The organism is Gluconacetobacter brunescens, from assembly GCF_048695475.1.
In the GTDB taxonomy this organism is placed as follows: domain Bacteria; phylum Pseudomonadota; class Alphaproteobacteria; order Acetobacterales; family Acetobacteraceae; genus Gluconacetobacter.
In genome coordinates, this window is record NZ_JBLHEN010000001.1 from 1333905 (window position 1) to 1358655 (window position 24751).

Genomic DNA, 24751 nt, shown 5'->3' on the forward strand with positions numbered 1-24751 from the left:
TGATTTCCCGCCTCAGCGGTGACTCTGGTTCATTTCGAGAACTCCTGAAAAAACAATCTTATGTCGCCTCACCTCAACAGGCAACATCGAAGCCCCATCCCCGCAATCCCCAAACTTGGAGGCTGCAAAGTCGGCCTGCCGAGCGAGAGTGCCGCATAAACGGCACGGCCGGCGTGTGTTTCCGAGCATCGAAGCGGAGCGGCCTTGATGGCCGTGAGCACCGGAGCGCAGAAAATGCGCGTCAGATCGCCGCCAGCCCGCGTTTTAGGTCAGCCTTTTAGCGAGGTGCAGGAGGCAAGCCTCCTGCCGGGGCGCGGGGCAGAGCCCCGCTCTCTGCCACGTCCTCCCCCGCATCCGCCCGCTCGGAAGATGCCGGTATCAGCTCCACATTCTGCGCCGGCCGCGCCAGACGAATCCCCTCAGAGGCAAAGCGCTGGACCAGCAGGCGATTGAACGCCCGCTGCACCGGCCACCGCGCCGCATCCGTGCAGACGATCTGGCCAAGCAGCGTCACGGCCTGCGACGAAACCGCGTTCACCCCCCAATATTGCAGGTCGCTCAGCATGCCGGACGCCAGATCGGGGTCCTTGCGCATGCCCTGCACGATCTCCGCCAGCACGGCGGCGGCCCGGTCGATATCCTCATCCGGCGCGATGTCGACGCTGACGGCGGCATTGCCCAGGCCGCGATTGATGTTGGTGACGGTAGAGACCGCGCTGAAGGGAATGATATGCACCGACCCGTCCCCCGCGCGCAGGCGCAGGGTGCGGATCGACAGCGTCTCCACGGTGCCGGACAGGCCGCCGGCCGTCACCCAGTCGCCCACCTCCATGGCGTTTTCCAGCAGCAGGAAGATGCCGGTGATAAAATCCTGCACCAGCTTTTGCGACCCGAACCCGACAGCCACGCCGATAATCCCCGCCCCCGCCAGCAGCGGCGCGATATTGATCCCGATCTGGCTGAGCACGGTCATGAGCACCACGATGCTCAGGCACACCAGCAGCACCGTGCGCAGGATCGGCGACAGCGTGCGCAGGCGCATCGCCCGCCCCGGCTGCGCGCTGCTGGTATAACGCCCGATCTGCCGGTCCAGCGCGGCGTTGACATATTCCCAGACGATAATGCCGATCGCCAGCGCCACCAGCACCGTGGCGGCGGCCGAAACCAGCCGGCGCCCCACCTTGCCGTCATCGAACCACGCAAAGGCCGGCACCCCCCACGCCTGCAACAGCGTGACCGCCCCCGCGATCCCGAGAATCCACGCCAGCGCCTGACGAACATAAGGATAATAGCGCGCGCCACGCCGGGCCACGCCGACCGCGGCCGCGCCCGCCTCCTGACCGGGCCGGAACGTACGGTCCAGCAGCCCGAACAGCAGGATCGCCAGCGCCCGGAACACGATCAGCACCCCGAGCGCGATGGCGCACAGGCGCCAGATCCGCATATAGCCACCGGGAAGATCGGCCGCCGACACCAGCCATAGCGCCGCATCGAGAACCAGCGCGAAGATCCACCACCGTTCCGCAAGCCCGTCGAACAGCCCATGCCCCAGCCGCCAGCGCATCAGGCCCGACGGCTGCAACATGGCCGCGACCGGGCGCCGCATCCTCAGGATCAACCCCGCCACCAGCAGATGTTCCGCCAGCAGGATCACCAGCCCGATCGCATCCTGCCCCGGTTCCGACAGCCCCAGCAGCCCCCCGGCATCCGCCAGGCACAGGGCCGCGACAGGCAGCACGATCAGCGCGGTCATCCAGGCGGTCAGGACCCGCGCCATGTCGTCGCCCAGCGGCAGCGGCCGCAGATGCGGCAGGCGGGGCGAAAGAAGTGCCGCAAGAAAGACGACCGCCGCATGGCCGATCGCATAGGCATTGATGACCATTATCATGATCTGCGCCGCCGGCAGAGCCGCATCCTCGTCGCCGGCCAGGACATTGGCCATCAGGGTGGCGACCCCGAGGAAAGCAGCCACCGGCACCAGTTCCAGCACCAGGCGCAGCACGACCCATGGCAGCAGCCGCAATTGCCGCAGCAAGCGCGCCGCGCGCCAGCGGCTCGTCGCTTCCTGCACGCGCACCCGTTCGGCGCTGGCCCCGTCGCCATCCGGCGCCACACTCCCGCCCGGCGGCAGAGCCACTGCCTCACGCTCCGGTTCGACCACCGGCTCGACCACCGGCAGAGGCAGCCGCGTCGCCAGCATCCCGTCGATCCGGACAAGATAGCGCCGCAGCAGCATGGCCAGCCCACGCTCGACAGCCAGCCCGACCAGCATCACCAGCCCCAGCCGCCACCCCAGCGCCACCAGCCCGTCGCGCCGGGCACCGGGCGCCATCATCCGCTCCCCCCAGGTGCCCACGCTGCGCAGATCGCTGAACAACGCAGCGAAATGGCGCACATGCTGGATAATCGTGCCGGCCATGCCGCCCAGCCCATGCAGCGCCACGGCGCCGAGACTCCCGGGCGCCAGCGCGATCGGCGCGGCAGCCGCCGGTTTATCCGCAGCAGTCGCAGGCGGCGGCGCGCTGGCCGCCTTCGCCGCCGCGGCCGTCTTCCTGTCGGCCGCATCCGGCGGCAGCGCCTGCAATGCCCGCAGATCCTGCAAAAAGGCCGCGCGTCGCTGCGGATCGTCCAGGGTATCCAGCAGATGCTGCAACTGGGCACGGTCGGGTGCCACGGCCCCCTGCGCCCGCGCCGCCGGCACCAGGGTCAGGCGCGGCACGATGCCCGAAAACAGCATGACCATCATCAACGCAAGGGCGACACGCAGACGGGCGGAAGGGAGACGAAGACCAGAAGAAGGGGCAAGGCGCGGCATGGCGGAAACGTCGACGGGCATGAGTCCTCCGGCTGAGGGATCTGGCGGACAGGGGATGGACCGACGGCGAAAGAAGGCTTTTGCGCCGGGCGCGCGGCTCTAAACGCATGAGACAGCAGGAAAGTTCGCCAGCGCCCCGGCACCGCCCCCGCAACGGCGTTCCCGCACATCGCGACCACGCCTGCCCGAGCCAAACCGGCCCCAATAAAAAAACCGGGGCCGAAGCCCCGGTTTTCCACATGATTCGGAGTGCAGGCTCAGCCTGTTCCGTCACAAAGATGGCGCGAATAGCGCGCGGGCGACTTGATCTGGATCAAACAGACTCATCACGAACCGGTTCCGGCACCGGCGGCCCCTTGCCGACCTGGAACGTGTTGAGGAACATCCGCGTCACCGTCCGCGCGATCATCGCAATCTGGGCGGGGTCGGCATCCACCGGCAGTTGCAGGCGCTTGCGCCAGGTGATCCGCGTCTGGCACAGGGCATAGAACAGTTCGGCCGCCAGTTCCGGATCGGGCACGTCCAGAATACCGTCGCTGGTGCGCCTGCGCAGCCAGTCGGAGAGGATGCCGATCGCCTTGCACGGCCCCACCTGCCAGAACGTCTCGGCCAGATGCGGAAACGTCGCGGCTTCCGACACCACGATGCGGTTCAGCATCAGCGACAGCGGCGAGGTGGTCAGGCGGATCATCGCGGTGGCGATGCCCTCCAGCGTGGCCTCGGGGCTCTGCGCCTCGCCGATGGTCTCGAACAGCTTGGGCAGCTTCTCGCAGGCGCATTCCTCGATGAAGGCCGCGAACAGGCTCGCCTTGCTGTCATAGTAATTATAGAGCGTTCCCTTCGAGACCCCGGCATCCCGCGCGATCTGCGACATGCTGGCCCCCTCGTACCCATGCTCGGCAAAGATCCGGGCCGCGCCATCCATGATCTGCCGCCGCTTCGCGCTGGAAATCCCCGGCAGATCCGGCACCTTGGGCGACTGAACGGCTGACATGCTGCGTACTAACCTCCGGCGGCCATTGCTTTCCGGCCCGGACGGATTGACCGGACGGGGAAAGCCGATAGGGTATCGGCAATGACCGAACCGGTCGGTCATTGTTCTTGATGATGTCATATTGCCTCCCGTCATGTCGATAGGACCGCTGGCGGGACCGGGGGAAGCAGGGGACCGTCTGGTGCATAAGGGATATTCTTGGCGGGCCGCCATCATCGGATTATCGGCGTTGGCCGGTGGCTGCGCGGTCGGGCCCGACTTTCATAAACCCGCCGCCTGGACGCCTCCGCACTGGGCCGGGCCGGGCTCCTCCCCGCCGACCGGCCCGGCAACAGGCCCGGTCACCAGCGACATTTCCGATGCGACGCCCGACCCTGCCTGGTGGGACGTATTCCACGATGCCGAACTGTCGGCGCTGGAACGCCGCGTGGCATCGCAGAACCTGTCGGTCGCCATCGCCACCGCCCGGCTGGCGCAAAGCCGCGCCCAGCTCCGCATTGCCGGCGCCGAACGCTATCCGGGCCTCAGCGCCGCCGGGTCGTATTCGCGCGCGCAATACAGCACCAAGATGCTGCAACGCATCGTCAGCGATGTCGGCAGGTCCCCGCAAGTCCAGCAGGCTCTCGGCGGACAATTGGGCAATGCCAGCCTGGCCGACGAATCGGGCCATGTGTCGATCCCCCTCTTCGACCAGTGGAAGGACAGTATCGACGCGACCTGGGAGGTCGATCTGTGGGGCCGCGTCCGCCGGCAGTACGAAGCCGCGGGCGCCGACATGCAGGCTTCGAACGAGGAACGGCGCGGCGTGCTGACCGCTCGGATGGCCGAACTGGCCCGCGACTACATGGCCCTGCGCGAGGCGCAGACCCAGTTGCACATCCTGCTGGACAATCGCGACACCGCCGCCCGCACGCTGGAACTCAGCCGCCAGCGCAACCAGGCCGGCCTGGTCAGCGAACTGGATGTGGAGAGCGCGCAATCCCAGCTCGACGCCACCACCGCCCGCATCCCGCAGACCGAGCAGCAGATCGCCGTGCAGGTCAACGCGCTCAGCCTGCTGCTGGGCGAACCGCCCGCCGCCCTGGCCGGCGAGCTGCTCAGGGCCGAGGCCATCCCGCCGGTGCCGCCGCGCGTGCCGGCCGGCGTGCCGTCCGAACTGGCCCGCCGCCGCCCCGACATCCGCGAGGCGGAAGCCCAGCTCCACGCCGCCACCGCGCAGGTCGGCGAGGCGGTGGCCGAATTCTACCCCCGCGTGACCATCGACGCCGGATTCGGCTTCCAGTCCCTGTCGTTCCGCGACCTGGGGTTCTGGAACGCGCGGGCATGGAATGTCGGTCCCTCGATCACCCTGCCCATCTTCCAGGGCGGCCGCCTGCGCGGGCAGCTCGAACTGCGCAAATCGGCCCAGCAGGAAGCCGCGATTTCCTACCGCCAGACCGTCCTGGGCGCGTGGCACGAGGTCGATAACGCCCTGACGGCCTATCGCGACGAACAGATGCGCCGCGACAGCCTGGCGCACGAGGTCGCGGCCGACCAGCGCGGGCTGGACCTGGCGCGCGACCAGTATCGTCACGGCATGGTGACGTTCCTGACGGTGCTGGACGCCGAGCGCCGCATCCTGGGCGCGCAGACCGACCTGGCCGGCAGCACGGCCACCCTGTCGACCGACCTGGTGCAGCTTTATTCCGCCCTGGGTGGGGGGTGGGAGACCACGTTCCCCGACGCACCCCCCTCGGCCCAGGCTCCGCGCGCGGTCGCCCAGACCGCTCCCCACGGGCCGGCGTGAGGGGAACTCCGGTTCGAATCCTGCTTTTCCAGACGAATCCGAGCGGCTTCAGGCTTGGCGGATGGCGGAGGGCGGCGTATAAGCCGCCCGTTTCGCGGCGGGTCCCTGTCGGGCGATGATCTCGTCCCGGGGCAATATTCAAGGACGCGCACCATGATCACACTGCCCCCCGATTACCACCCCTCGGAATCCGAGGAGTTCATGAACCCGCTTCAGGTGGAATATTTCCGCCAGAAGCTCCTGAAATGGCGCGCCGACCTCCTGAAGGAAGCCGACGAGACCCTGGCCAGCCTCTCGGAGGGCGGGATTCACGAAGCCGACATCACCGATCGCGCCAGCGTCGAGACCGACCGCGCGCTGGAACTGCGCACCCGCGACCGGGCCCGCAAGCTGATTTCCAAGATCAACCAGGCCCTGCTGCGAATCGAGAACGGCTCGTACGGCTATTGCGAGGAAACCGGCGAGCCGATCGGCCTGAAGCGCCTGGAAGCCCGCCCGATCGCCACCCTGTCGATCGAGGCGCAGGAGCGCCACGAGCGCATGGAAAAGATCCACCGCGACGACTGACCCCGCTTCGGCGAGGGGCCTGACCGGCGACAACCCGGCCCGGTCATGTTTTCTCGCCAGGGGGGCTTGCAACGCTCCCCGGGAGGCGGTAGGAACCGCCCACCCCGTTGCTGCTGTAGCTCAGTGGTAGAGCACTCCCTTGGTAAGGGAGAGGTCGACAGTTCAATCCTGTCCAGCAGCACCATGATTTTCTTATATTTTATCAGATTGCCATCCGGCTTCATTCTGGTCCACGTGGACCAGAGAATAAGGAAAGCGCATCCGCTGCGCGCTTGAGCCATTGCGGGCTGTGATGCCCATAGACGCGCTCCACCATCTCGATGCTGTTTCCCAGATACTTAGCCACCATCTCAAACGGTACGCCCCCCATGACCATCCAGGTGGCGCAGGTATGCCGTAGCGTATGGGGCGTTACGCCAGTCAGTCCGGCAGCCTTCGCGCGCTTGTTAAACGCGGTCTTGATCTTCCGAATCCGGTCTCCGCGATACTCGATCACCCAATCCGTGGTGCGCATGAAGGCCGCGTCTTTGAGCGCTGACAGCAGTTCCGGCACGATCGGCACGGTCGAGCGCCCCTTGTTGCCGACGCCTGCGCCGAATCGGATGATGCCAAGGGCCAGGTCGACCTGGTCCCATGTCAGTTCGAGGATCGCGCTGGTCCGGGCGCCTGTATAAAGCGCCAGCAGCATGAACAGCCGGACATGGGGCGTCGACGTGTTGCCAAGTAGTCGCTGAAACTCAGCCTTCGTCAGCCAGCGGTCGCGTGGCGGCGGTGCGCTGGGCGTTTCGACATATGGAACGGTCGAGATCCATTTCTCGGAGTGGGCCCAGCGCAGCGCACTCCTGAGCGTCACCAGTTCTTTGATGATGGTCCCGTCCGAAATGGCCCTCCATTTTCCGTCGGGCATGCCCCTGCGCCCCTGCTGGTGCCTCTTGCGGGCATAGTCACGGCAGGCCTTGCGCGTCAGGTGCTCGGCAGAGAGCGTGCCTAAATGCTCCGATACCGCTGCGGCTGCATGCTCGATAGATTGGATGCTGGCTATTCCGCATTCCCGACGATCGACAACATAGCCTCCGAGGATCGCCTGGAGGTCCGGCGATTTCGGAGGCTCAGGCGATTCCAGCCCCGCCAGGAAGCGCCCTAATGCGCGCTTCGCCTCATCGCGGTTTTTTGTCCCAAGAGATAGGCGTCTCTTGTTGCGGGTCGGGTCCCACCATTGGACGTAGAAGTGCCCGTTGCGCTCCATGAGGCTGTAGCTGGGGGCGTCGACTGATTTTGGCATTCTCGGTTTTCGTATGCGAGGACGTCATCGGGGCGCAGCCGATACAGTGCGCCAATGCGGATTGCGGGCAGATCGCCACGCCGGATCAGGTTGTGGATCGTCTGGTTCGAACAGGACCAGCGACTGGCCACATCCGCCACGCGGAATAGCTTGGGTGGCAGGCTAGTCATCGTTCGTCTTCTCCCCCGTGGGACGCCGAGGCACCGTCAGATACCCCGTCAGCTCCAGCACGCGCTGGCCGTCGATCGTGACCAGGCGCCCGACATGGGCGATCGCGCAGGCGCTGCCGTCTTCGCGCGTGGCGCCGACATAGGCGCCCTTCCCATCCCCATACAGCCGCGTCGTGTAAGCTGCCGTCCCGATCACCAGATCGGCCAGGCAGGGATGGGGCGGAATCGCCGGATCAGCCATCGCCCTGCCCCCCATCCAGCGCCCGGTCGCGCCAGCCGGGCCGCGCTGCGTCCAGAACAACCACCAGGGCATCCATCTCCGGCCATGGTTCAAATGCCAGCGGGTCGCCGCCCTTGAGCGCGGCGTCCACGCCGTGCTCCGACAGCGCTACCGCGATCGCGGCAGAAATGACGCTCTGCGCCTGGTGCCGGCCGATAGTAACGCCGGCCTCCCGTCCATTCTGGGCACCGCGTTGATAGCCACGTCCCTCGGCTTCCTCCAGCATCCTGTCGACCCAGATCCGATAGACGTCCATCGGATAGTCCCGCCGAATAACTGCCGATGCCGTTGCGCCCAGTATCTCGGCGATCTGTGCGTCCCGCGTCCTGTGCTGGGTCATGAGTCGCACCCAGGCCCTTTCGCGCCACCGTTCAGTCCTGCCGGCACGCCGCAGAAAATGCGCCAGTGGGTCCACCCTCTCGGGCATTGGAATCCCCATTCACGGATGCGCGGCCCCGTGAGGAACAGGGTCCAGACAGGGGTCTCAGGTCTGTCATACGGACGGTAGGGCTGCCCGATGTGCGAAAGCTCAACGCGATGGAGAGCGGTCGCCTTGCCGAAGCGCGGGCGCCATGGCTTCCGCCAGAATATCCCTTTCGGGGTGTGTTCATAATAGCCAGGGCCGGCGAGGATCACGCTCATCCACCACCATGGATGATCGTGCATCGCGCGATCATCGTCGCTCCGCATGAAGTGGTGGAGATAGATGTTGAGCCAACGATTGCGCGGTATCAGATACCAGCGACGAAGATATGGATCGGCGTCTCCACCGATCACAAAGTCAGGTTTCCGTTTGAACATCATCATCACTCCGCAGCGATCACCGCCGCCCGATCGAGGACGGTAACGCGGTTTGCCTGGGCCAGCAGGGTGGCCATGCGTTTGGGGACGCTGTTGCCGACCAGGCGCGTGCTTTCGGACTTGGTCAGCCTCCGGCGCTTGCCGTCGATCTCGATCCAATCCGGCAGCGTCAGTTCGTGTGCGGCGGCCGCTTCGGATGGCGCCAGCATCCGCATCAGGATGTCGGACAGCGCGTGCGGCTTGCCCCGGAACTGGACGGTGACGACGCCGTACCGGGCCAGTGTGGTCAGGGTATGCAGCGGATCATCCGCCCCTTGGGCCACGCCACCCTGCCCGTAATACTTGGTCAGGAACGCCGCGCAGGCCGCGACATGATTGCCGCCGGCGGACAGGGTCGGCACCGGATCCAGAATATCCGCCGCCGTGCTGGTGCCGCGCAGCTTCACCAGGCTGGCCGCCGCGACGTATTTCTGGGTGCCCCGCGTCACCAGCATCGAAAGCGGCTGATCCATGCCGGCACCGATCACGCCCTCGGCGACCGTGAAATTGTGCTGAACCATCCAGGCGGCGACCAACGCGAACTTGTTCCCACCGGCAGTCAGCGTGCCAAGAGGCTTCTGGATATCAACCGGGCTTCGGGTCTCACCGGGGAAGTCGCCGTGCGCAAGCGTCGCCAGAGTCGGCGCCACAACCGCGAACCCGCCGCCGCGTTCCGTCGTGATCGTCCGTAGCGGCTCCAGGCCATCATGCGCCGTGATGTTCGATGAATGGCAGACCGGGACAATGAACGGCCTGGGCGAATCCAGCACGAATTTCCGAAGACCGACTGCGATCCGGTGATTGGTGTTCGCGGCGAGCGGTCGGGCCCGGTCGAAAATCGACTGCATCGGGATCGACCAGTCGATAATCGTGTGGGCGCCAACCCACGGCCGCAGGCCCCGGGCTTTCGCCTGGTCCGCCGGCGCGTGTGTCTGCTCAGGCCATTCGATCGGCTGGCCGTCTCGCCGCGCCACGGCGAACCAACGCCGACGGCTGGTCGGAATGCCGTAATCGGCGCAGCACAGATCCCGGTCCTGGTAATCGTATCCCAGCCCCCGGATATGCGCGACGAACGCCCGATAGGACCGGCCGGCTCGCCGCTTGTCGCGGACGAGCTGCTGCTGGTGACGTGGTACGCGCTCGCCGCGCGCGGCCACGGTGCCGTCCAGCTTGAGGACGCGCCCGGTCGCCTTATCCCGTTTGGCGATCAGCGGCCCCCAGCCACGAATTTCGCGGACATTCTCCATCATGATGACCAGAGGCCGGGTCTTGCCAGCCCAGCGGCAGACCTGCCACGGTAGAGACCGGACCCGCGCTGATCGCGGCGCGGCGCCCTTGGCCACCGAATGATCGCGACAGTCGGGAGACGCCCACAGGACATTCACCGGGCGGCCGCCGGTCGCGACCAGCGGGTCCACGTCGAAAATGTCGCCCTTGACGTGCCGGGTGTGTGGGAACAGCGCCGCATGCGCGGCCAGCGCAACCGGGTCGTGGTTATTGGCCACATGGACCGGCAGGCCCGCATCCTCCAAGCCCGCGCAGGCGCCACCAAGGCCAGCGAACAGGACGACATTGATGGCGGTATCCAGCGACCACTGCTTCGGCGCTAGGCGGCCGATCGGGGCGAGCGCGTTCATTCGGCCTCACCGTCCGCTGGGACCGATCTGATTTCCACGATCCGCACCTGATCCTGCGTGCGATTGCAGAATTCGCATCGTCCCAGACGGTCCCACCTATGCCGGCTCCCGACAACGCGATTGGTCACCGAACTAAAGCCCCAGCATCCCAGAGTGCGCACGGATCGACAGATCTTGGGCTTCGTTGCCGTCATAGCCCCAACTCCCGAACCACATCGGCAGGGACATCAAAGAATCCAAGCTGGCCTTTCAGGGGAACGAACGGTAGCCGCCGCGCGCCCCGGACAACGAACCCATGCGGTCCGCAGAACCAAGGAGAGTTATGCAACCTCACGCAATTCACGATCTCGGCGATGCCTATGATGCCGCCGTAATCAAGCGCGTCCGGACGAGCGATGTCCGGCCAGCCCCAGTCGCCCTTTGGGCCATCATGCTGCTTTCCGGCATGGATCAGGACCGGTCCGCGAAACGACGTCCACCAAGAGCGGTTTTCGACGTCCTTATGGCCGCTCACGATCAGCCATGCCCAAGGTTGTTTGATGGAGAGCGCCTTCATGCCCTGCCCTCCCGATCCGCCTTGACCCCGAGATCCACCAGCCAGCGCGTCGCTGCGGCGAAGGTCAGCGGGTGATGTCCGCCGATCGCGACCAGGTGGATGTCGCGCATCGTGTCGGCCGACAGGCTGAGCGATACCGTGCGAACTGCGCCGACCGGCCGCAGGGCCTCAACGGGCGGCGTGCGGTATTTCGTGCCGTCCTCCAGGCCGTAATCGATCAGCGTCCGCACGCGGTGCATGAGCGACCGGCCGCGCATGGTCTCCAGATGGCGGATCTGGCGGCCATGTAGGGCAACGCGCGTGACTGCCATGCCGGCACCGTTCACGGCCCGGATCTCGGGCAGGTTCGTACGGGCCGCGACGACGGTTCGGGCGATGGCGTCTTCCAGATCAATCTGGCGCGTCATGATACCCGCCCGCGCTGCGTCGGCGCCGGCGGAATGCCCAGCTCCGGCCAGTCCACGGCCCGAAGCAGGATATTTTCCGCGATGATCTGGAAGTCATCGGCGTTCTTCGCGAGCTGCTTCGCCTGGGCGAGCCTGCCTGCCCGCGCATCCTGTGACGCCTGAGCGCGAAGCGTCCGTGCGGCACCCAGGGTCCAATCTATTTTTTGCTGTAGCTCGGGAATGCAGCGCCCGAACAAAACCGCAGCAGGAATGATCTGCATTGTTCGATTTCCTCAGTGCAACAGTGGTGCGGGAATGCCGTCCATCCGCGCCTTGCGGGCGGCGGCGAAGTCGCGCAGGCGCTGGGCCTGGACCCGGCATGCCTTTGCGCCGTCCGGGCAGGTTTCCTCCATCTCGTCCGCATCGCGCTCCAGCGCGGTAGCGCCCGCCAGGATGTCGGCGTTGTCGGTCGGTGGATCGCCCAGGACGATATCGACCAGCCATTCCAGTTCTTCGATGTTGATCATGGCGTGGTGCAGCCGATGCTGGCCCGACGCGGGCGGTTTGGGCGCCGCATGATCGCGCCGGGATCATGATGGGCTGGACGGCTGGCGATCTCGTTCCGGATCGCGGTGCGCGCGAGGATGAACGCCCGCTCCAGATCCAGCAGTGCCAGCTCGCCATTCTGGCCAGCATCCATCACCAGGCCGAGGGCGCGATCGGCCAGGGCCAGCAGCGCGGCCTGAGTGGCCAGCTCCACGCGCGGGATCATCACGGTTTCAAGGGAGGGACTGCGGCGCGCTTTCATGCTGCACCGCCCAGCAGGCGGGAATGGCCGTTGTCAGCCATTCCCGCCGCTTCCATCATCGAGGTGTTCACCGACTCGATGAGGAACCGAATATGTCCGAAAAGCTCGATCCCGTTATCGAGGCCGCGCTGATACAGGCCGCTGCAACAATTGCTGTCGAAGTCAGCGCATTCACCGAACGAAACCTGCGGGCACATTCCAATTTTGCCGGTCCACATGGCGGTTCGATCATCGAGCAGCCCAATGACCGGGACGATCCCATGGCCATTGTTTGCTCGGCGTTCGATGATGCCCTTGTCGAGGTTCGCGATAGCTACCTGCGGCATCTCAAACACCCCCGGCATGGGCGACGCGGTCCCGCCTGACGCATTCGCTCACGATCCAATCGCGAGCCTTAGACAGATCGAAATCCACGACCCTGCGCGTCCAGAGCAGCTTTCCGTGCGGGCCTCTTATCTTGACCGGCTTCTCCATTGGGAAGGTCGCGCGCAACCATTTGTCATCACCATAAAACAGCGACATCAACGTACTGCGCATCCCGACTTCCTGCGGGCTAAGCGCGCGCGACTGTCCATTCATGTCGCTCACGAGATACTGGCCATTCCGCATGCCCAGAGGCGTTACTGGCGCGCTCATCCCGCCACCACCCGTAGGCGCGATGCGGCATTCGCCTCGATCGTCAGGGCGGATTCCAGGGCCGCGATCTCGCGGCGGATCTGGCGGCGGGTTTCGGGCGGGACCGGCGCGTTTTCAGGGGTGGCCGTCAGCAGGATGGCCAGCGTGCGCGACGCGCGGAACCGGGTGTCTGTCGCGCGGTCCAGGTGGTTGCGGCAGTGGGTGACCGCTGGGCGGCCGTAGGGTGCCGGCTGGGGGTGGGTGAGCAAGGGGTCCTCCATCGCGGGGTAGCGATGGAGGTATCGTTAGCATTGCTAATGAACAGCAAGCAATCGGAAAGTTAGCAATGCTAATCTGTTTCTATTTTTTACGTATAGTTTCCGCCATCCCGCGCAAAGCGGCCAGCGCCAAGGCCTGCTGGTCGAGCGGTATCTCTCGGATCAGGGAGAGGAGATCCAGCTCCACCTTAGTTTGTGCGCGCGCAAGTTGATCCGGCTCATTCCCCGTCAATAGCCATGTTGTCGTGGTGCCAAGAGACAACGCAAGAGCCTCAAATCTCTTAGGTTTTGGGGTAGCACGCCCAGTCTCATACTGAGTAACGGCATTCCCGGTTACCCCTATCATGGCCCCAAGCTCATCAGCCGTGAACCCCAAAAGTTCTCTTTTCGTTCTTATGCGCGTTCCAATTTCCAGCGCCCGTTCATTGGGCTGGCGGCGGGGGCGTTTAGGGGTGATGCTCATGTGTAACCCTTGCGCCAGCACCTTAACGAGGCATCCTTAATCTGCTTGCGACCATCCGTTAGCAATGCTAACGAAACTGCATGAGAGACACGATCCTTGAGCAGATTGTCCAAAGGCGCGGTGCGGTAACGAGCATCGCGCGTGCATGTGGGATCAGCACGGCGGCAGTGTCGCGCTGGAGGCGGATTCCGAAAAAGCGCGTCGATACCGTTGCGCAGGCAGTCGGGCGACCCGCGCATGAACTTAGGCCAGATCTCTATACGCAGGCAGAAGAGTCGGCGGTATGATTTCGATTGGTCCCTCACGCCCCCAGCATGTGGCTGAGGGCGCTTCAGGTCACTCGGATGCGGTCCGGGTGCGTGTTGATGCATCATTGAAGGCAATGCGTGAGGCGTCGATTCGTGCGTCGCAGGCGGTGAACTCAATCAGCGCCGCTCGCGTCCTGCCCCGCCCGCACCGGGAACTACCGCAGGCGAATCCTCATATCAGTGACAGCATCAAACAATACTGTTGTTTTTTCCATCGCATCGGAAATGGCATTCATTGCTTTAACAATGCCCTCGGTGTTGCTTTCCGTTTGATTGGATATTTCAGAAATGCGGTCGGCAAGCGTAGACATGTGGTCGAATGCTTTCGTCATTTGCTCTGCAAGCTCTGCGACGGCCGAATTTGTATTGTTGATGTGATCCCCAATTCCCTTAACAAGCTTTGGAAGATCGTCCTCGAATTCCTGCAATTTTGCTTCAAGGGCGGCAACACGCTGTTCCATAGGTTCCTCCATGGTGGCTTCGACAACCCCATGGTGGACGACGCGGGTCGGTGTGCCAATACGCCGGCCCGCACCTGCGCAACCCCTGCGGGAGATGCCGCATGACCACCCCTCCCCCGTCACACCCCCACCATGCCGCTCCCGACGCGCCCGGTCACCCGGATGCAGTCCGGGTGCCACTGCTGGACATCGTTCTTAGTGCGTCGGGCTCGGGGGGTTCTCCGCAGCCTCCTGAATCTGGCGCGCAAACTCAAGGGCGTGCGCTGTTCGAACTCGTGTTCGTAACCAGCCGAGACCCGCAGCTCCTACCGCAAGATCAACGCCCGCATCTCCTCCTTGGGCCGGAGCGGAGGCCGATAACAATAGCTGAGTTACCCCGGGAACTATCTCGTTGTCTTGGGGAAGGTGCGTCGAACAGCACGGTACCGGCATCGCCCCACGGATCGCAATGAGGCTATTGATGATATCGGTAAGATACTGCGGGGACAGACGCATAAACTCAGCGCCAAGGCTGATTTCCAGTTCGCTTCGCCCGTTCATGCGCATGATGAGTTCGGAATGTTCTGCCACGGTATCGTCCTTTCATGGTGATCGACACCCCATGATGGACGACGCGGGCCGGTGCGCCAATGCGCCGGCCCGCACCCAGTCGAGGCGTCAGAGGGGCCAATCTGTTGAGCGGGCCGATACCCGACGCCTTGGCGGTCTTTTCGGAACCACGCGAATTTTTTCCGTATCTTCCACCAGTCCTGAGAACTGGTGGTCCGTGATCCTGCGACAGCAGCGAAGCAAATGCACGAGCGGAAGAATGATCGGCAGCCATCCCGATTTTTGGATTTCTATAAGAATTTCTATGGATGATATACGCACCATTTTTGTCATTGGACGCAAAATATACAAAATATCTAGAAAATTATACTGCGACGTTATCGGAAGCGTTCGAATGATCTCTTGTATCACAAATCGAGGCATCTACGCATCATCCTCTCTTTTGCGTTCGCAAATGCGAATTAATTCGCATCTTTTGGCATTCCGCCAAATGAAACAAGTCTTACGCACACGGATGAGTTTCTTTCTCTTTGATTTATATATTATTACTAAATTCTATGAGTGCGCATTTATTCGTTTCTTGCGCAGTTTCCGGACTGCGTGCCGCCTTCAAAGCGCATATTCGCGATGACTGCGCCACACGACATAGCCGCCATAAAAACGGCAACCAAGCAGGTCGTCACGTCCGTCGGCGGCATCGACGCGGCCGCCAGTGCCACGCGCGTCGGGCGTAGCCAGATCGCGGATTACTACAACCGCAACAGCCCCCAGGTGGTGCCTGCTGATGTCGCGGTCGCCCTCGACCAGTGCGCCGAGCACCCGCACATCCTGGCCGCCATGGCGCATGCCGAGGGTTACGCGATCCTGCCGATCCGCGTTGGCGAAGGCGATATAGCCCAGGACATGCAGGATATCGCGCTCGGTGCCGGCGACCTGATGGCCGAGACCGTTCGCGTTCTGGCGGATGGGATTGTGACCGAGGACGAGCGCCAGGCCCTGATGGCGCGCCTCCATCGCCTCAATCATTTCGTCAATCACGCGATGGCGACGTTGCGCGGCATGTCCATGCAGGACGGTGCGTGCCCGGTCGTCCCGCTCAAGCAAGGAACCCGCTGATGGCGCGCCCTGCCCTTGACTGGTGCCGGCTCGATCCGGCTATTCGTGCGTTCGATCGTCTCGGTTTTTCCAATCGCACGATCGCGTCCAGGCTCGGGATTTCCGAGCGCTCAGTCTATCAGCGCAAATCCGTGCTGGGTATGCAAAAGCGGATACCGGCGACGGGTCGCGAGGCCATGCGCCATGCCGCGTGACAAGCGCCGTCCCGGCCCGCGGCCATTCGGCAGCGCGCCGCGCCGCCATCCCTATGCCATTCCCGCCCGGCCGGCCAATTTTGAAGAGATCAGGCACGGCGCCAAGGTGCGGCTCGACCTTCGCGACCAGGCCCGCGTCTTCGCATCTGGCGCTACGCTGATTCGTGGCGGACGGATGGTCTTGCTGAAAGGTGCGGTATCATGAGCGACGATCTCGTCGACCATATCGGCCTGTATGCAAAACTGAATACCTTGGTTGCCGAAGCGGGTGGCCAGGTGAAGTTCGCCGAACAGACCGGCTGCAACCTGCGTACGCTGTCGAACGCGATCAACGGGCACCGCCAGATCGGCCCGGAATTGCTCGACGTCATGGGTTGGGAAAAGGTCGTGCGGTATCGGCCGCGCCGCAAACGGGCGGCTCCGTCCGCATGAGCCCCCGTCGCCCCGCTGCTGCCGAAGTTTCTGCGATGCTGGCCCAACAGATCGAGGCCCTGGCGCGTGAGCTGCTGCCCGGCGGTCGCCGGCAGGGTGCCGAATGGGTCTGCGGTTCGGTCGCGGGTGAGGCTGGCGGGTCGATGGCGGTCCATCTGGGCGGCCAGAAGTCCGGGAAATGGGCCGATTTCGCGACCGGAGAAACTGGCGATGCGCTGGACCTGGTCGCGGCCGTGCTGACGGGCAACGACCTCAAGGCGGCCTATCGCTGGGCTTATGGCTGGCTCGGCTTGGGCGATCTCGGCGCCGTGGAGATCCGGCGGGCAGAGGTGATCGAAAAGGTCGCCACCGGCGGGGAACGGGACAGCGAGGAAGCGGGCCGGAAACGGGCGCAGGCCATGTGGCTGGGTGCCCAGGCCGATATCGCCGGCACGCCGGTCGAGGCTTATCTGACGGCACGTGGCATCGACCTGCGCAGGTTGGGCCAGGCGCCGCGCGCGCTCCGGTTCGCGCCGGAGCATTATTGCGCGGAAACCGGCCAGCGCATGCCCGCGATGCTGGCCGCCATTGCCGACATGCAGGGGCAGCACGTCGCCACACACCAGACCTGGCTGGCGCAGGATGCCGGCGGCATCTGGCGCAAGGCGCCGCTCGACATGCCGAAAAAGGTACGCGGTCGGTTCGTCGGCGGCTCAATCCGCCTGCGTCGCGGTGCATCGGGTAAATCCCTGCGCGACGCGGCGGCCGACGAGCAGGTTGCCATCGGCGAAGGGATCGAGACCTGTCTATCGGTCGCCCTCGCCTGCCCGGAGCTGCGGATCATCGCGGCCGTCAGCCTCGCAAATCTCGCCACGGTCCAGCTTCCGCCGCAAGTGCGCTCGGTGCTGCTGCTGGCGGACAGAGACACAAAGCCCGAGGCGCAGCGAGGCCTGCGCCGGGCCATTGACCACCATCTGGCGGCTGGGCGCGACGTGCGCGTTGCGTGGCCGCCGAAAGGCAAGGACTTCAATGACGCAATCAACTGATCCCGTTGATCCGTTCGCCGGCGTGCGCGCGGCTGTCGACGGGGCCGACCGTCAGTTTCAGGTGATCGAGGGTGGCCGTGGTGGATCGGACGACGGCCCGCCGCCGGAAACGGACGACCAGGAGGCGAAATGCCCGGTTGTCGCCCTCGGCCATCTCGACGGCGTGTTCTACTTCCTCGACCGCGTGGGCCAGCTTCGGTCGCTGTCGGCCGGCGAAATGACGCGGCGCGGGGCGCTGATCGCGCTGTTCGGCGGCATCAAGGCATGGCTGATGGACCGGTTTCCGAAAAAGACCCTGATCAAGAAGAAGGGCCGCGATGGTCAGGAACAGAGCGAGGAGATCACGGTAGATTTCAAGATCAATGACGCGGCCGAGTACCTGCAACGGGAGTGCTTCGAGGCGGGCCTGTACGGTGACCACATCCTGATCCGCCGCCCGGGTGTGTGGCCCGATGTCGAGGGCATGCCGATCGTGCATTGCGGCGACCGGGTGCTGATCGGTGCCAAGCTCCAGCCGATTGGCACGCGGACCGGCAACCAGATATGGGCGGCTGCGTCGCCCTCGCCGATCCCACGCCCTGGCTGTGGGCCCGAATCTGCCGCCTTCTTGCAAGGCCAACTACAGGAACTCTGGAATTTCCGCGTGAATGGCGCTGCCATTGCTGTCATCGGCCTGCTGGCCTGCTCATACTATGGTGCTGCCATTCCGTGGCGCCCGGCGGGCTTCCTGACTGGCGGTGCGGGGTGCGGCAAGTCATCGCTGCTGGCCGTTCTGCGCGCTGCGGCCCCGCTGCATTTTTATACGAACGATACCTCGAAGGCTGGCCTGGAACAGTCACTGGATGGCCGCGCTATGCCAATGTTCATCGACGAAGCCTCAGACCGTGAGGACCAGCGCGGCGCCCGCGCCCTGCTCGATATGGTGCTGTCGGCATCGGGCGGCGAAGGCACCAAGGGATCGCGCGGCGGCGTTGATGGCCGGGCCCGCAAGATCGAGGTGGCGGGCAGCATCATCATGGCGTCGATTTCGCCCCCGGATATGAAGCCCCAGCATCTCGGCCGGTTCACCATCATCGAATTGACGCGCCCCGCCGTCGGCGCCGACCATAGCGCGGAGCATCAGGCGCTTGTCCGGTGGGCGAAAGACACCGGCGGCGCGTTGTGGGGCCGCGCCCTCGCCGGGTGGGATCGCTATCGCGAGGCCGTCAAACGGTTCCGCGATGCTATCGGCAAGGCCGGCTGCGCCCCGCGCGAGATGGACCAGCTTGGCGCGCTGCTGTCTGGCTGGTGGGTGCTGACCAGGGACGGTATCCCCACGCTGCGCGAGGCTGAGACCGAGGCTGAGGGCCTGCGCGAATACATGCGCCAGTCCGATGAAGTCGTGTCGCAGGACGCGCCGACCCAGATGGTCAACCACCTGATGTCCCGTGTGGTGCAGCTCAACCGCTCGACTGAGCGCAAACCCTTGCGCGCGCTGATCGGTCACGTCCTGGACGACAAGGGCAGCGCCACGCCGGATGTAGACGCGCTCACGAAATACAACGCGGTCGAGATTCTGGCGCAGTATGGGATGCGTGTCATCCGGCCCGACGATCTCAAGAACAAGCGTGGCAGTCCCACGCCCCGGATGGCCGATGGCGCTGGCGTCTGGTTCTCGCCTGCAAACTCTATGCTGCGGGACCTGTTTTCTGACACGCCATTCGTCGGCAATCGCTGGGTATTCGAGCTGGGTAGGCTGGAATCCGCCCGACAACAGGCCAAGCCAGTGCAGATATCTAAAGGCCAGAAACAGCGCGGCTGTTGGTGGGTTTCAGCCGAAGAGCTTGGTTTCAACGGCGACGACGACGACTGATCCCGCGCCCGGTTCCGCATTGGGAACACGATGGGAACGCATTGGGAACAGGAAAACCGTGTGAAATCAACATGGTCACATGGGAACATTGAGAACGCGATTTTACATATACATATGAGCCATCGCCATCTTCTGGCCTTTCATCGCTTTGGCAGAAAATAGCGTTCTCATTGTTCTCTTGTTCTCAATACATATAACATATTGATATATATAGATATAAAAGGGAACAGCTATGAGAACGGATGGGAACGCGCTGACCGGGCCGGAATTGGTGGTCGAGATCGAGCGCCGTCTGTTCGAGGCCGGCTGCACGCTCGCGGCAATGCCTGCATGTGGACTGCGCCCCGCCGAGATCCGTGCCAACTGGCCCGAGATCGTGCGCAGCGAGGCTGATCTGCTGTTTGCCGACATGGATGCCGAGGCAGCGCCCAGCCGCCCCTCAGCAGCCGCCATCAGCCGCATGGGCGAGGCGCTGGACTGGGTCGCCTGGATCGAGCACCGTAACCATCGCCTGGTCATCCTGCTGCGGATGGCGATCCATCCGATCTCGCACCGTCACCGCATGAGCTGGCGCCAGATCGCCGACCGCCTCGGCACGAACCATCACACCGCAAAGGGCTGGGCTTCCTGCGGGATTGCAGTCATCGCGAAAAAAATCGCTCAACCTGATTTTTTTGCTTCCCAAACTTCCCAAAATGCAGTCTTTTTAGCCCCATGATCGGGCGGCGTGCATCCTTCGGGGTTCGCGCCGTTTTTTATTGGGGAGAACCGCGCATGGCACGCCTGAAATGCCTGTCTCCCCGCTTGTCCGTGGTCGATACCCGGATAGCTCGGCCAGCCCCGAAAACCGCTGATCCCTTCTATCTCTCGCAGCCATGGCGCAGCCTGATGACGCGCCTGGTCGAACAGCGGGGCCGGTGCTGCCAGTCCTGCGGACGCGAAGGCGTCCGTGTCTTCGGCGACCACATCCGGGAATTGAAAGACGGCGGCGCGCCGCTGGACCCGTCGAACATCCAGCTCCTGTGCGGCTCGTGCCACACGGCCAAGACCGCCAAGACACGGGCCGCACGGACAGCGGCACGGTACGGATAGACCGTCAGGCAGCGTGTTCGCGGTTCAGTTTCTCCCATGCTGCTTCGGCCAGAAACTTGGACCGGTTCTTGCTGACGCCGGAGATCGCTGACAGCAGGCTTTCCTCAAGAGTGACGTTCACCCGGACAGCCCGGCTCGGCGTCCGAACGGCGATCAGCACCGCAACGCCATCCCGGTTCTCCGGATCGGCCATGATCGTCTCCAGGCTGGACGGTGCCGGCACAGCCTCGCCGTCCTCGGCCATGCAGGCGATGTGTCCTTCAAGCGCCTCCTGCGCCATGGACTGCGCCTCGTCCAAGGTGCGGCCAGCGGTGATGCACCCCGGAAAGTCCGGAAAACTGACACCGAAGTCGGTGTCAGGGTCCTTGTGGATCAGTGCGATGTAGTTGGTCATGTGAGCTTCACTCCTGCTTGCTTCTCGACGCTTCTCAGTGTCTTCGGATGGATATCCCGCTTGGGATGCGGGACGGTGACGGTTCCGGGCTTCGTGGGATGACGGAAGTGGTGATGGCTCCCGGTTATTCGGCGGAGCACCCATCCGTCAGCCTCGATCGCCTTGATGATCTCTCGGCTGTTCATGAGTATGTTTATACACACACCCGAACACCGACGCAAGATCATATGTATGATCGTGTGTATATAATTCAACCTGTGATGCTCTGCTCGGCCTATGCGTGATGCGCATGCGGAACGGATTTCCATGCGCGGTGCGCATACATGCGCCGACCGCATGCAAGAATGCGGACCTATGCACCCGGCGCACCCCATGCGCACCGCGCATGCCGGGGGGGGGGGTATCGAATCTCTGGGGCGCATGGGTGCCCCAACCGCATCAGGCTCACGCACAGATTTTTTGCCCGTGTTTGAAAACAATCAAAGAAATCAAAGGAGGGTCAGATGGCTCGCGGTGGCAGTCGCCCTGGCGCCGGTCGCAAGAAAAAGCTCGATGTCTCTGCGTCCGGCTGGTCGGGGCCGAGACTTCAAAGCCCCGAAACAGCCCGGCCGCGCGACTTCTGGCTGGCGATCATGCGGGACGAGACTGCGCCGATCGACTTCCGCATGAAGGCAGCGGAAGAGGTCGGTCCCTATGAGCATGCGAAGCTCGCCCCTCGGGCAGACGGGCAAGGTGACCTTCGCGACGCCACGGGCGCGGGTGATGATTGGGGCGATGACCTTGCCCCGAACGAGGCGCGGCATTGACGGCGTGGGATCTGAGCTGTCCTGACTGGGAAGACCGGATCAGGACCGGCCGCTCTCTGATACCCGATCTACCCCTCCTGAACGTCGCTAGGGCGGACAGGGCTGCCCGGATATTCGATCGGCTCCGGATACCTGACATCATTGGCACGCCGCCGCTGGGTAAAGCCGGGGGCGACTGGTTCCGCGATATCGTTCGGGCGCTCCATGGATCGCTTGATACGGACAGCATGCAGCGGGCAATCCGCGAAATTTTCGCGCTAGTTCCCAAAAAAAACGGCAAGACAACGTACAGCGCAGCAGTCATGCTGACTTCTTTGCTGATGAACGAGCGGCCCCTTGGAGAATTCATCCTCGTCGCCCCGACCAAGGAACTGGCCAACATAGCGTTCGGTCAGGCGTCGGGCATGATTGATTGCGACAAAAAGTTGAAGAGCTTATGCAAAATTCAGTCGCACCTTAAATGTATCACCTACCGGCCCACTGGGGCCACGCTAAAGATCAAGACGTTTAGCCCCGATGTCATGACCGGCGTCATCCTCGCCGGAGCGCTCGTCGATGAAGAGCACGTCATTGCCGAAAAAGCCGAGGCAGATCGCGTCATGGGGCAGATCCGGGGCGGCATGATCAGCCAATCGGACGCCTTTCTGGTGGTCATCTCGACCCAGAGCGAGCGACCCCCTCGGGGGGTCTTCAGGGCCGACCTGATCAAGGCGCGAAGCATCCGCGACGGTAAACGCACTGGCCGTACGCTGCCGATTATCTACGAGTTTCCTGCCGACATCCAGAAGCCAGCCCGCGTGCCAGACGAGCCGGCACCGTGGGAAGACCCAAAGCATTGGCACATGGTGCTGCCAAATGCAGGGCTGTCGATTACGGTACCGCGCCTCGAAGAGGAATTCGCCGAGGCAAAGAAGACGAGCAAAGAGGAACTGATCCGCTGGGCCTCCCAGCATCTGAACGTCGAAATCGGGCTGGCGCTCCGCTCTGACCGCTGGGTCGGGGCAGATTACTGGGAGGGCGCCGGCGACCCGGACCTAACGCTGGACGAACTGCTGACACGATCTGAGGTCGTCGTGGCCGGAATCGACGGCGGCGGTCTGGACGATCTGCTGTCCCTGGCCGTTGTCGGCCGCGACAGCGTCACGATGGAATGGCTGCACTGGCAGCGGTCGTGGGTGTTCGAGGGTGTTCTGGGTTTGCGGAAAAGCGAAGCGTCCCAGCTCCGCGACTTCGAGCGGCAGGGAGACCTGGTGATCGTCCAGGAGCCAGGCTCCGATATCGAGCAGTTGGCCGATACCCTGCGCGATGTCGATCGGTCGGGGTGCCTGGCCATGGTCGGTCTCGACCCGATGGGTGTAGGCGCGGTCGTAGACGCCCTGGCCGACCGGCAGATCGCCGGGGATCGCGTCGTCGGTGTGTCTCAGGGCTGGTCGCTGACCGGCGCCATCAAGACGGCCGAACGCAAACTGGTGGACGGCACGCTGCTCCATGGTGGTCGCCCGATTATGGCCTGGGCGGTGAGCAACGCGAAGGTGGAGCCACGCGGCAATGCCATCATCATCACCAAGCAGGCCGCCGGGCGCCTGAAGATCGACCCGCTGATGGCGCTGCTGAACGCCGTCGTCCTGATGTCCAAAAATCCCCAGCCGCAAGGCCGGAGCATTTACGAAAGGAAGAGCCTGTGGGCCTGCTGAGCGGTCTATTCGGAACGGGGGCTGCCGCAGCGCCCCGCGCGCGGGTCGAGCCCGTGTTCCGGGCCGCCGGCAACCCCGAAAACCCGACCACGCCGCTGACCGATATCGCGTCCTGGGAATCATGGCTTGGCTATACCGGCGGCCGCTCGACCGAATGGATGCCGCGCATCAGCGAAAGCACGGCCATGGCCTGCTCGGCAGTTTATCGCTGTGTCACGCTGGAATCCGGGGTCATCGCGGGGCTGCCGTTGAAGATTTATCATCGGCAGGAAGATGGCCAGCGGGTGGAGGCGCCCAAGCACCGCTTGGCCCCCCTGCTCCAGCAGGCCCCTTATCCGGGACGGTCGATGACTGCTTTCTCCTGGCGGGAACTATGGGGCATCAACGTGCTGCTGGCGGGGAACCATTATAGCGCGATCCGCTATGATGGCGCTGGGCGGGTCGTCGGGTTCGAGACCTTCCTTCCTGGGCATGTCGAGCCGGTTCGATTGCCGCAATATCCGGGCGTCAATTTCTACGTCTGCACCCATGACGATGGATTCGTAGAGACAATCCGCCACGAGGATATGATCCATATCCCCGGACCGGGTTTCGACGGGCGCAAAGGCTTGTCGAGGATTCAGGCGTTTGCACGCGGTTCCGTCGGCCTGGCATTGACCATGGAGGAGCGGACCGGGCGCCTGCATCAAAACGCTGCTCTGCCTAGCGGTGTGTTGCAGGTTCCGACGCGCATGAGCGACGACGCAATCCTGCGTGCGAAGGCGGAATTCAACGCCGCACATTCCGGTGTATCGAGATGGGGCGGCACCGTGGTGGTAGATGACGGGGCAAAATACACGCCCTTTCAGCTCAGCCCGCAGGATCTTCAGACGATCGAGGCCCGGCGCTACCAGGTGGCGGACATCTCGCGCTTCTTCGGCGTGCCGCTCCATCTGCTCAATGAGACCGACAAAACGACCTCATGGGGCACCGGTCTGTCCGAGAATACGCTTGCCTATCTGATTTTCACGCTCGATGCCGACCTCAGCCGGATCGAAAGCGAGCTGAATTACAAGCTCTTTGGCGGCACCAGCTATTTCGTCGAGTTCGAACGCGACGGCCTGCTGTCCATGGACCCGGTCAAATCTGCCCAGGTGACAGCGCAGGAAATTTCCTCCGGCACCCAAACGATTAACGAAGCCCGACGGAAAAAGAACAGACCTCCGGTCCAGGGTGGCGACATCCCGCTGATCAACAGCACGAACGTCCCGCTTACCACCCAGGCCTCGAAACCGCCGCAGCCAGCGCCCCAGCAACCGCAGGCGCCTGAACGGCGCAGCCAGCAGGACTGACCATGCACCGATATCATTCG

Annotated in this window: 33 protein-coding genes, 1 tRNA gene and 1 pseudogene; 15 read left to right on the forward strand and 20 right to left on the reverse strand. The window is 63.9% G+C overall.

Annotation, left to right across the window (positions count from 1 at the left end; translation table 11 throughout):
• Positions 1-277: 277 nt before the first annotated feature.
• Positions 278-2836 (reverse strand): mechanosensitive ion channel domain-containing protein, encoded by a 2559-nt coding sequence (locus ACMAUO_RS05965; protein WP_420356011.1) that lies wholly within the window; start codon positions 2834-2836, stop codon positions 278-280.
• A 292-nt stretch (positions 2837-3128) separates the two neighbouring features.
• Positions 3129-3809 carry a TetR/AcrR family transcriptional regulator C-terminal domain-containing protein gene (locus tag ACMAUO_RS05970; RefSeq protein WP_420356012.1) on the reverse strand — a complete coding sequence of 227 codons (681 nt, stop codon included), beginning with the start codon at positions 3807-3809 and terminating at the stop codon, positions 3129-3131.
• Between the two features lie 133 nt (positions 3810-3942).
• Here ACMAUO_RS05970 and ACMAUO_RS05975 point away from each other — a divergent pair, with 133 nt between their 5' ends.
• The 3 genes from ACMAUO_RS05975 to ACMAUO_RS05985 all read left to right on the forward strand — a co-directional run bounded on the left by ACMAUO_RS05975 (position 3943) and on the right by ACMAUO_RS05985 (position 6346).
• Entirely contained in the window at positions 3943-5595 is a 1653-nt protein-coding gene (locus ACMAUO_RS05975; protein WP_420356013.1) for an efflux transporter outer membrane subunit, read from the forward strand.
• Between the two features lie 153 nt (positions 5596-5748).
• Complete coding sequence (gene dksA / locus ACMAUO_RS05980; protein WP_420356014.1) at positions 5749-6162, forward strand: RNA polymerase-binding protein DksA; 414 nt, start codon at positions 5749-5751, stop codon at positions 6160-6162.
• A gap of 109 nt (positions 6163-6271) precedes the next feature.
• Positions 6272-6346, forward strand: a tRNA-Thr gene (locus tag ACMAUO_RS05985).
• A 36-nt stretch (positions 6347-6382) separates the two neighbouring features.
• On the opposite strand, the gene ACMAUO_RS05990 is transcribed toward ACMAUO_RS05985, so the two are convergent.
• The 15 genes and pseudogenes from ACMAUO_RS05990 to ACMAUO_RS06060 all read right to left on the reverse strand — a co-directional run bounded on the left by ACMAUO_RS05990 (position 6383) and on the right by ACMAUO_RS06060 (position 13477).
• Complete coding sequence (locus ACMAUO_RS05990) at positions 6383-7444, reverse strand: tyrosine-type recombinase/integrase (RefSeq protein WP_420356015.1); 1062 nt, start codon at positions 7442-7444, stop codon at positions 6383-6385.
• Between the two features lie 20 nt (positions 7445-7464).
• Positions 7465-7614 (reverse strand): annotated as a pseudogene (locus tag ACMAUO_RS05995) (helix-turn-helix domain-containing protein); the annotation flags it as partial.
• Positions 7607-7855, reverse strand: coding sequence for a hypothetical protein (locus ACMAUO_RS06000; protein ID WP_420356016.1), 249 nt, complete (start codon positions 7853-7855; stop codon positions 7607-7609). The pseudogene ACMAUO_RS05995 and the gene ACMAUO_RS06000, both read right to left, overlap by 8 nt.
• Positions 7848-8234, reverse strand: coding sequence for a hypothetical protein (locus ACMAUO_RS06005; protein ID WP_420356017.1), 387 nt, complete (start codon positions 8232-8234; stop codon positions 7848-7850). Before ACMAUO_RS06005 ends, ACMAUO_RS06000 begins: the two co-directional genes overlap by 8 nt.
• Positions 8231-8701 carry a hypothetical protein gene (locus ACMAUO_RS06010; protein WP_420356018.1) on the reverse strand — a complete coding sequence of 157 codons (471 nt, stop codon included), beginning with the start codon at positions 8699-8701 and terminating at the stop codon, positions 8231-8233. Before ACMAUO_RS06010 ends, ACMAUO_RS06005 begins: the two co-directional genes overlap by 4 nt.
• On the reverse strand, positions 8701-10371 hold the full coding sequence (locus tag ACMAUO_RS06015) for a DNA cytosine methyltransferase (RefSeq protein ID WP_420356019.1): 1671 nt from the start codon (positions 10369-10371) through the stop codon (positions 8701-8703). The genes ACMAUO_RS06010 and ACMAUO_RS06015 overlap by 1 nt, the downstream gene beginning before the upstream one ends.
• A gap of 190 nt (positions 10372-10561) precedes the next feature.
• The gene (locus ACMAUO_RS06020) at positions 10562-10927 is read right to left on the reverse strand and encodes an ASCH domain-containing protein (protein WP_420356020.1); all 366 of its coding nucleotides are present in this window, start codon (positions 10925-10927) and stop codon (positions 10562-10564) included.
• A complete protein-coding gene (locus tag ACMAUO_RS06025) occupies positions 10924-11334 on the reverse strand; it encodes a hypothetical protein (protein ID WP_420356021.1) in 411 nt (136 codons plus the stop codon). Before ACMAUO_RS06025 ends, ACMAUO_RS06020 begins: the two co-directional genes overlap by 4 nt.
• Positions 11331-11594: a hypothetical protein gene (locus tag ACMAUO_RS06030; RefSeq protein WP_420356022.1), complete on the reverse strand. Its 264-nt coding sequence runs from the start codon at positions 11592-11594 to the stop codon at positions 11331-11333. Before ACMAUO_RS06030 ends, ACMAUO_RS06025 begins: the two co-directional genes overlap by 4 nt.
• A 12-nt stretch (positions 11595-11606) precedes the next feature.
• On the reverse strand, positions 11607-11840 hold the full coding sequence (locus ACMAUO_RS06035; protein ID WP_420356023.1) for a hypothetical protein: 234 nt from the start codon (positions 11838-11840) through the stop codon (positions 11607-11609).
• Positions 11837-12085, reverse strand: coding sequence for a hypothetical protein (locus ACMAUO_RS06040; RefSeq protein WP_420356024.1), 249 nt, complete (start codon positions 12083-12085; stop codon positions 11837-11839). Before ACMAUO_RS06040 ends, ACMAUO_RS06035 begins: the two co-directional genes overlap by 4 nt.
• Before the next feature lie 32 nt (positions 12086-12117).
• Positions 12118-12465, reverse strand: a complete 348-nt coding sequence (locus tag ACMAUO_RS06045; protein ID WP_420356025.1) for a hypothetical protein — start codon at positions 12463-12465, stop codon at positions 12118-12120.
• On the reverse strand, positions 12449-12709 hold the full coding sequence (locus ACMAUO_RS06050) for a hypothetical protein (protein WP_420356026.1): 261 nt from the start codon (positions 12707-12709) through the stop codon (positions 12449-12451). Before ACMAUO_RS06050 ends, ACMAUO_RS06045 begins: the two co-directional genes overlap by 17 nt.
• 44 nt (positions 12710-12753) lie before the next feature.
• Positions 12754-13005, reverse strand: a complete 252-nt coding sequence (locus ACMAUO_RS06055; RefSeq protein WP_420356027.1) for a hypothetical protein — start codon at positions 13003-13005, stop codon at positions 12754-12756.
• 91 nt (positions 13006-13096) lie between these two features.
• Entirely contained in the window at positions 13097-13477 is a 381-nt protein-coding gene (locus ACMAUO_RS06060; RefSeq protein WP_420356028.1) for a helix-turn-helix domain-containing protein, read from the reverse strand.
• An 80-nt stretch (positions 13478-13557) separates the two neighbouring features.
• Between ACMAUO_RS06060 and ACMAUO_RS20915 the strand changes: the two genes are divergently transcribed.
• Positions 13558-13764 (forward strand): YdaS family helix-turn-helix protein, encoded by a 207-nt coding sequence (locus ACMAUO_RS20915; RefSeq protein ID WP_473965173.1) that lies wholly within the window; start codon positions 13558-13560, stop codon positions 13762-13764.
• 176 nt (positions 13765-13940) lie between these two features.
• Here ACMAUO_RS20915 and ACMAUO_RS06065 read toward each other — a convergent pair whose 3' ends face one another.
• Entirely contained in the window at positions 13941-14246 is a 306-nt protein-coding gene (locus tag ACMAUO_RS06065; RefSeq protein WP_420356029.1) for a hypothetical protein, read from the reverse strand.
• A 1176-nt stretch (positions 14247-15422) separates the two neighbouring features.
• Between ACMAUO_RS06065 and ACMAUO_RS06070 the strand changes: the two genes are divergently transcribed.
• From ACMAUO_RS06070 to ACMAUO_RS06105, 8 genes are all read left to right on the forward strand, one after another.
• Positions 15423-15911: a phage regulatory CII family protein gene (locus ACMAUO_RS06070; RefSeq protein ID WP_420356030.1), complete on the forward strand. Its 489-nt coding sequence runs from the start codon at positions 15423-15425 to the stop codon at positions 15909-15911.
• Positions 15911-16105 carry a hypothetical protein gene (locus tag ACMAUO_RS06075; protein ID WP_420356031.1) on the forward strand — a complete coding sequence of 65 codons (195 nt, stop codon included), beginning with the start codon at positions 15911-15913 and terminating at the stop codon, positions 16103-16105. Before ACMAUO_RS06070 ends, ACMAUO_RS06075 begins: the two co-directional genes overlap by 1 nt.
• A complete protein-coding gene (locus ACMAUO_RS06080) occupies positions 16095-16310 on the forward strand; it encodes a hypothetical protein (protein WP_420356032.1) in 216 nt (71 codons plus the stop codon). The genes ACMAUO_RS06075 and ACMAUO_RS06080 overlap by 11 nt, the downstream gene beginning before the upstream one ends.
• Positions 16307-16537, forward strand: a complete 231-nt coding sequence (locus tag ACMAUO_RS06085) for a hypothetical protein (protein WP_420356033.1) — start codon at positions 16307-16309, stop codon at positions 16535-16537. Before ACMAUO_RS06080 ends, ACMAUO_RS06085 begins: the two co-directional genes overlap by 4 nt.
• Positions 16538-16572: 35 nt before the next feature.
• Positions 16573-17562 (forward strand): DUF7146 domain-containing protein, encoded by a 990-nt coding sequence (locus tag ACMAUO_RS06090; protein ID WP_420356034.1) that lies wholly within the window; start codon positions 16573-16575, stop codon positions 17560-17562.
• Positions 17480-19414, forward strand: coding sequence for an ATP-binding protein (locus ACMAUO_RS06095; protein WP_420356035.1), 1935 nt, complete (start codon positions 17480-17482; stop codon positions 19412-19414). The genes ACMAUO_RS06090 and ACMAUO_RS06095 overlap by 83 nt, the downstream gene beginning before the upstream one ends.
• Positions 19415-19646: 232 nt before the next feature.
• The gene (locus ACMAUO_RS06100; RefSeq protein WP_420356036.1) at positions 19647-20132 is read left to right on the forward strand and encodes a DUF6362 family protein; all 486 of its coding nucleotides are present in this window, start codon (positions 19647-19649) and stop codon (positions 20130-20132) included.
• A gap of 56 nt (positions 20133-20188) precedes the next feature.
• Positions 20189-20506 (forward strand): HNH endonuclease signature motif containing protein, encoded by a 318-nt coding sequence (locus ACMAUO_RS06105; RefSeq protein WP_420356037.1) that lies wholly within the window; start codon positions 20189-20191, stop codon positions 20504-20506.
• 4 nt (positions 20507-20510) lie between these two features.
• On the opposite strand, the gene ACMAUO_RS06110 is transcribed toward ACMAUO_RS06105, so the two are convergent.
• Together ACMAUO_RS06110 and ACMAUO_RS06115 are read right to left on the reverse strand one after the other, a co-directional pair.
• Positions 20511-20900 (reverse strand): type II toxin-antitoxin system HicB family antitoxin, encoded by a 390-nt coding sequence (locus ACMAUO_RS06110; protein WP_420356038.1) that lies wholly within the window; start codon positions 20898-20900, stop codon positions 20511-20513.
• The gene (locus tag ACMAUO_RS06115; RefSeq protein ID WP_420356039.1) at positions 20897-21322 is read right to left on the reverse strand and encodes a type II toxin-antitoxin system HicA family toxin; all 426 of its coding nucleotides are present in this window, start codon (positions 21320-21322) and stop codon (positions 20897-20899) included. Before ACMAUO_RS06115 ends, ACMAUO_RS06110 begins: the two co-directional genes overlap by 4 nt.
• 81 nt (positions 21323-21403) lie before the next feature.
• Between ACMAUO_RS06115 and ACMAUO_RS06120 the strand changes: the two genes are divergently transcribed.
• From ACMAUO_RS06120 to ACMAUO_RS06130, 3 genes are read left to right on the forward strand one after another with little or no spacing between them, the layout of a single operon-like run.
• A complete protein-coding gene (locus ACMAUO_RS06120) occupies positions 21404-21706 on the forward strand; it encodes a hypothetical protein (RefSeq protein ID WP_420356040.1) in 303 nt (100 codons plus the stop codon).
• Positions 21703-23400: a terminase large subunit gene (locus tag ACMAUO_RS06125; protein ID WP_420356041.1), complete on the forward strand. Its 1698-nt coding sequence runs from the start codon at positions 21703-21705 to the stop codon at positions 23398-23400. The genes ACMAUO_RS06120 and ACMAUO_RS06125 overlap by 4 nt, the downstream gene beginning before the upstream one ends.
• Positions 23388-24731 carry a phage portal protein gene (locus ACMAUO_RS06130; protein ID WP_420356042.1) on the forward strand — a complete coding sequence of 448 codons (1344 nt, stop codon included), beginning with the start codon at positions 23388-23390 and terminating at the stop codon, positions 24729-24731. The genes ACMAUO_RS06125 and ACMAUO_RS06130 overlap by 13 nt, the downstream gene beginning before the upstream one ends.
• Positions 24732-24751: the final 20 nt, after the last annotated feature.

Bases quoted from the DNA above. Each gene is read 5' to 3' on its own strand.
- ACMAUO_RS06105 (WP_420356037.1), top strand. From the start codon at position 20,189: ATGGCACGCCTGAAATGCCTGTCTCCCCGCTTGTCCGTGGTCGATACC.
- ACMAUO_RS06025 (WP_420356021.1), bottom strand. From the start codon at position 11,334: ATGACGCGCCAGATTGATCTGGAAGACGCCATCGCCCGAACCGTCGTC.
- ACMAUO_RS06000 (WP_420356016.1), bottom strand. From the start codon at position 7,855: ATGGCTGATCCGGCGATTCCGCCCCATCCCTGCCTGGCCGATCTGGTG.
- ACMAUO_RS06065 (WP_420356029.1), bottom strand. From the start codon at position 14,246: ATGGAACAGCGTGTTGCCGCCCTTGAAGCAAAATTGCAGGAATTCGAG.
- ACMAUO_RS06020 (WP_420356020.1), bottom strand. From the start codon at position 10,927: ATGAAGGCGCTCTCCATCAAACAACCTTGGGCATGGCTGATCGTGAGC.
- ACMAUO_RS06120 (WP_420356040.1), top strand. From the start codon at position 21,404: ATGGCTCGCGGTGGCAGTCGCCCTGGCGCCGGTCGCAAGAAAAAGCTC.
- ACMAUO_RS06085 (WP_420356033.1), top strand. From the start codon at position 16,307: ATGAGCGACGATCTCGTCGACCATATCGGCCTGTATGCAAAACTGAAT.
- ACMAUO_RS06075 (WP_420356031.1), top strand. From the start codon at position 15,911: ATGGCGCGCCCTGCCCTTGACTGGTGCCGGCTCGATCCGGCTATTCGT.
- ACMAUO_RS06060 (WP_420356028.1), bottom strand. From the start codon at position 13,477: ATGAGCATCACCCCTAAACGCCCCCGCCGCCAGCCCAATGAACGGGCG.
- ACMAUO_RS06040 (WP_420356024.1), bottom strand. From the start codon at position 12,085: ATGATCCCGCGCGTGGAGCTGGCCACTCAGGCCGCGCTGCTGGCCCTG.
- ACMAUO_RS05965 (WP_420356011.1), bottom strand. From the start codon at position 2,836: ATGCCCGTCGACGTTTCCGCCATGCCGCGCCTTGCCCCTTCTTCTGGT.
- ACMAUO_RS06010 (WP_420356018.1), bottom strand. From the start codon at position 8,701: ATGATGATGTTCAAACGGAAACCTGACTTTGTGATCGGTGGAGACGCC.
- ACMAUO_RS06005 (WP_420356017.1), bottom strand. From the start codon at position 8,234: ATGACCCAGCACAGGACGCGGGACGCACAGATCGCCGAGATACTGGGC.
- ACMAUO_RS06080 (WP_420356032.1), top strand. From the start codon at position 16,095: ATGCCGCGTGACAAGCGCCGTCCCGGCCCGCGGCCATTCGGCAGCGCG.
- ACMAUO_RS06015 (WP_420356019.1), bottom strand. From the start codon at position 10,371: ATGAACGCGCTCGCCCCGATCGGCCGCCTAGCGCCGAAGCAGTGGTCG.
- ACMAUO_RS05975 (WP_420356013.1), top strand. From the start codon at position 3,943: ATGTCGATAGGACCGCTGGCGGGACCGGGGGAAGCAGGGGACCGTCTG.
- ACMAUO_RS05990 (WP_420356015.1), bottom strand. From the start codon at position 7,444: ATGCCAAAATCAGTCGACGCCCCCAGCTACAGCCTCATGGAGCGCAAC.
- ACMAUO_RS20915 (WP_473965173.1), top strand. From the start codon at position 13,558: ATGAGAGACACGATCCTTGAGCAGATTGTCCAAAGGCGCGGTGCGGTA.
- ACMAUO_RS06090 (WP_420356034.1), top strand. From the start codon at position 16,573: ATGCTGGCCCAACAGATCGAGGCCCTGGCGCGTGAGCTGCTGCCCGGC.
- dksA (WP_420356014.1), top strand. From the start codon at position 5,749: ATGATCACACTGCCCCCCGATTACCACCCCTCGGAATCCGAGGAGTTC.
- ACMAUO_RS06070 (WP_420356030.1), top strand. From the start codon at position 15,423: ATGACTGCGCCACACGACATAGCCGCCATAAAAACGGCAACCAAGCAG.
- ACMAUO_RS05970 (WP_420356012.1), bottom strand. From the start codon at position 3,809: ATGTCAGCCGTTCAGTCGCCCAAGGTGCCGGATCTGCCGGGGATTTCC.
- ACMAUO_RS06110 (WP_420356038.1), bottom strand. From the start codon at position 20,900: ATGACCAACTACATCGCACTGATCCACAAGGACCCTGACACCGACTTC.
- ACMAUO_RS06035 (WP_420356023.1), bottom strand. From the start codon at position 11,840: ATGATCAACATCGAAGAACTGGAATGGCTGGTCGATATCGTCCTGGGC.
- ACMAUO_RS06100 (WP_420356036.1), top strand. From the start codon at position 19,647: ATGAGAACGGATGGGAACGCGCTGACCGGGCCGGAATTGGTGGTCGAG.
- ACMAUO_RS06030 (WP_420356022.1), bottom strand. From the start codon at position 11,594: ATGCAGATCATTCCTGCTGCGGTTTTGTTCGGGCGCTGCATTCCCGAG.
- ACMAUO_RS06115 (WP_420356039.1), bottom strand. From the start codon at position 21,322: ATGCGCCCCAGAGATTCGATACCCCCCCCCCCGGCATGCGCGGTGCGC.
- ACMAUO_RS06045 (WP_420356025.1), bottom strand. From the start codon at position 12,465: ATGCCGGGGGTGTTTGAGATGCCGCAGGTAGCTATCGCGAACCTCGAC.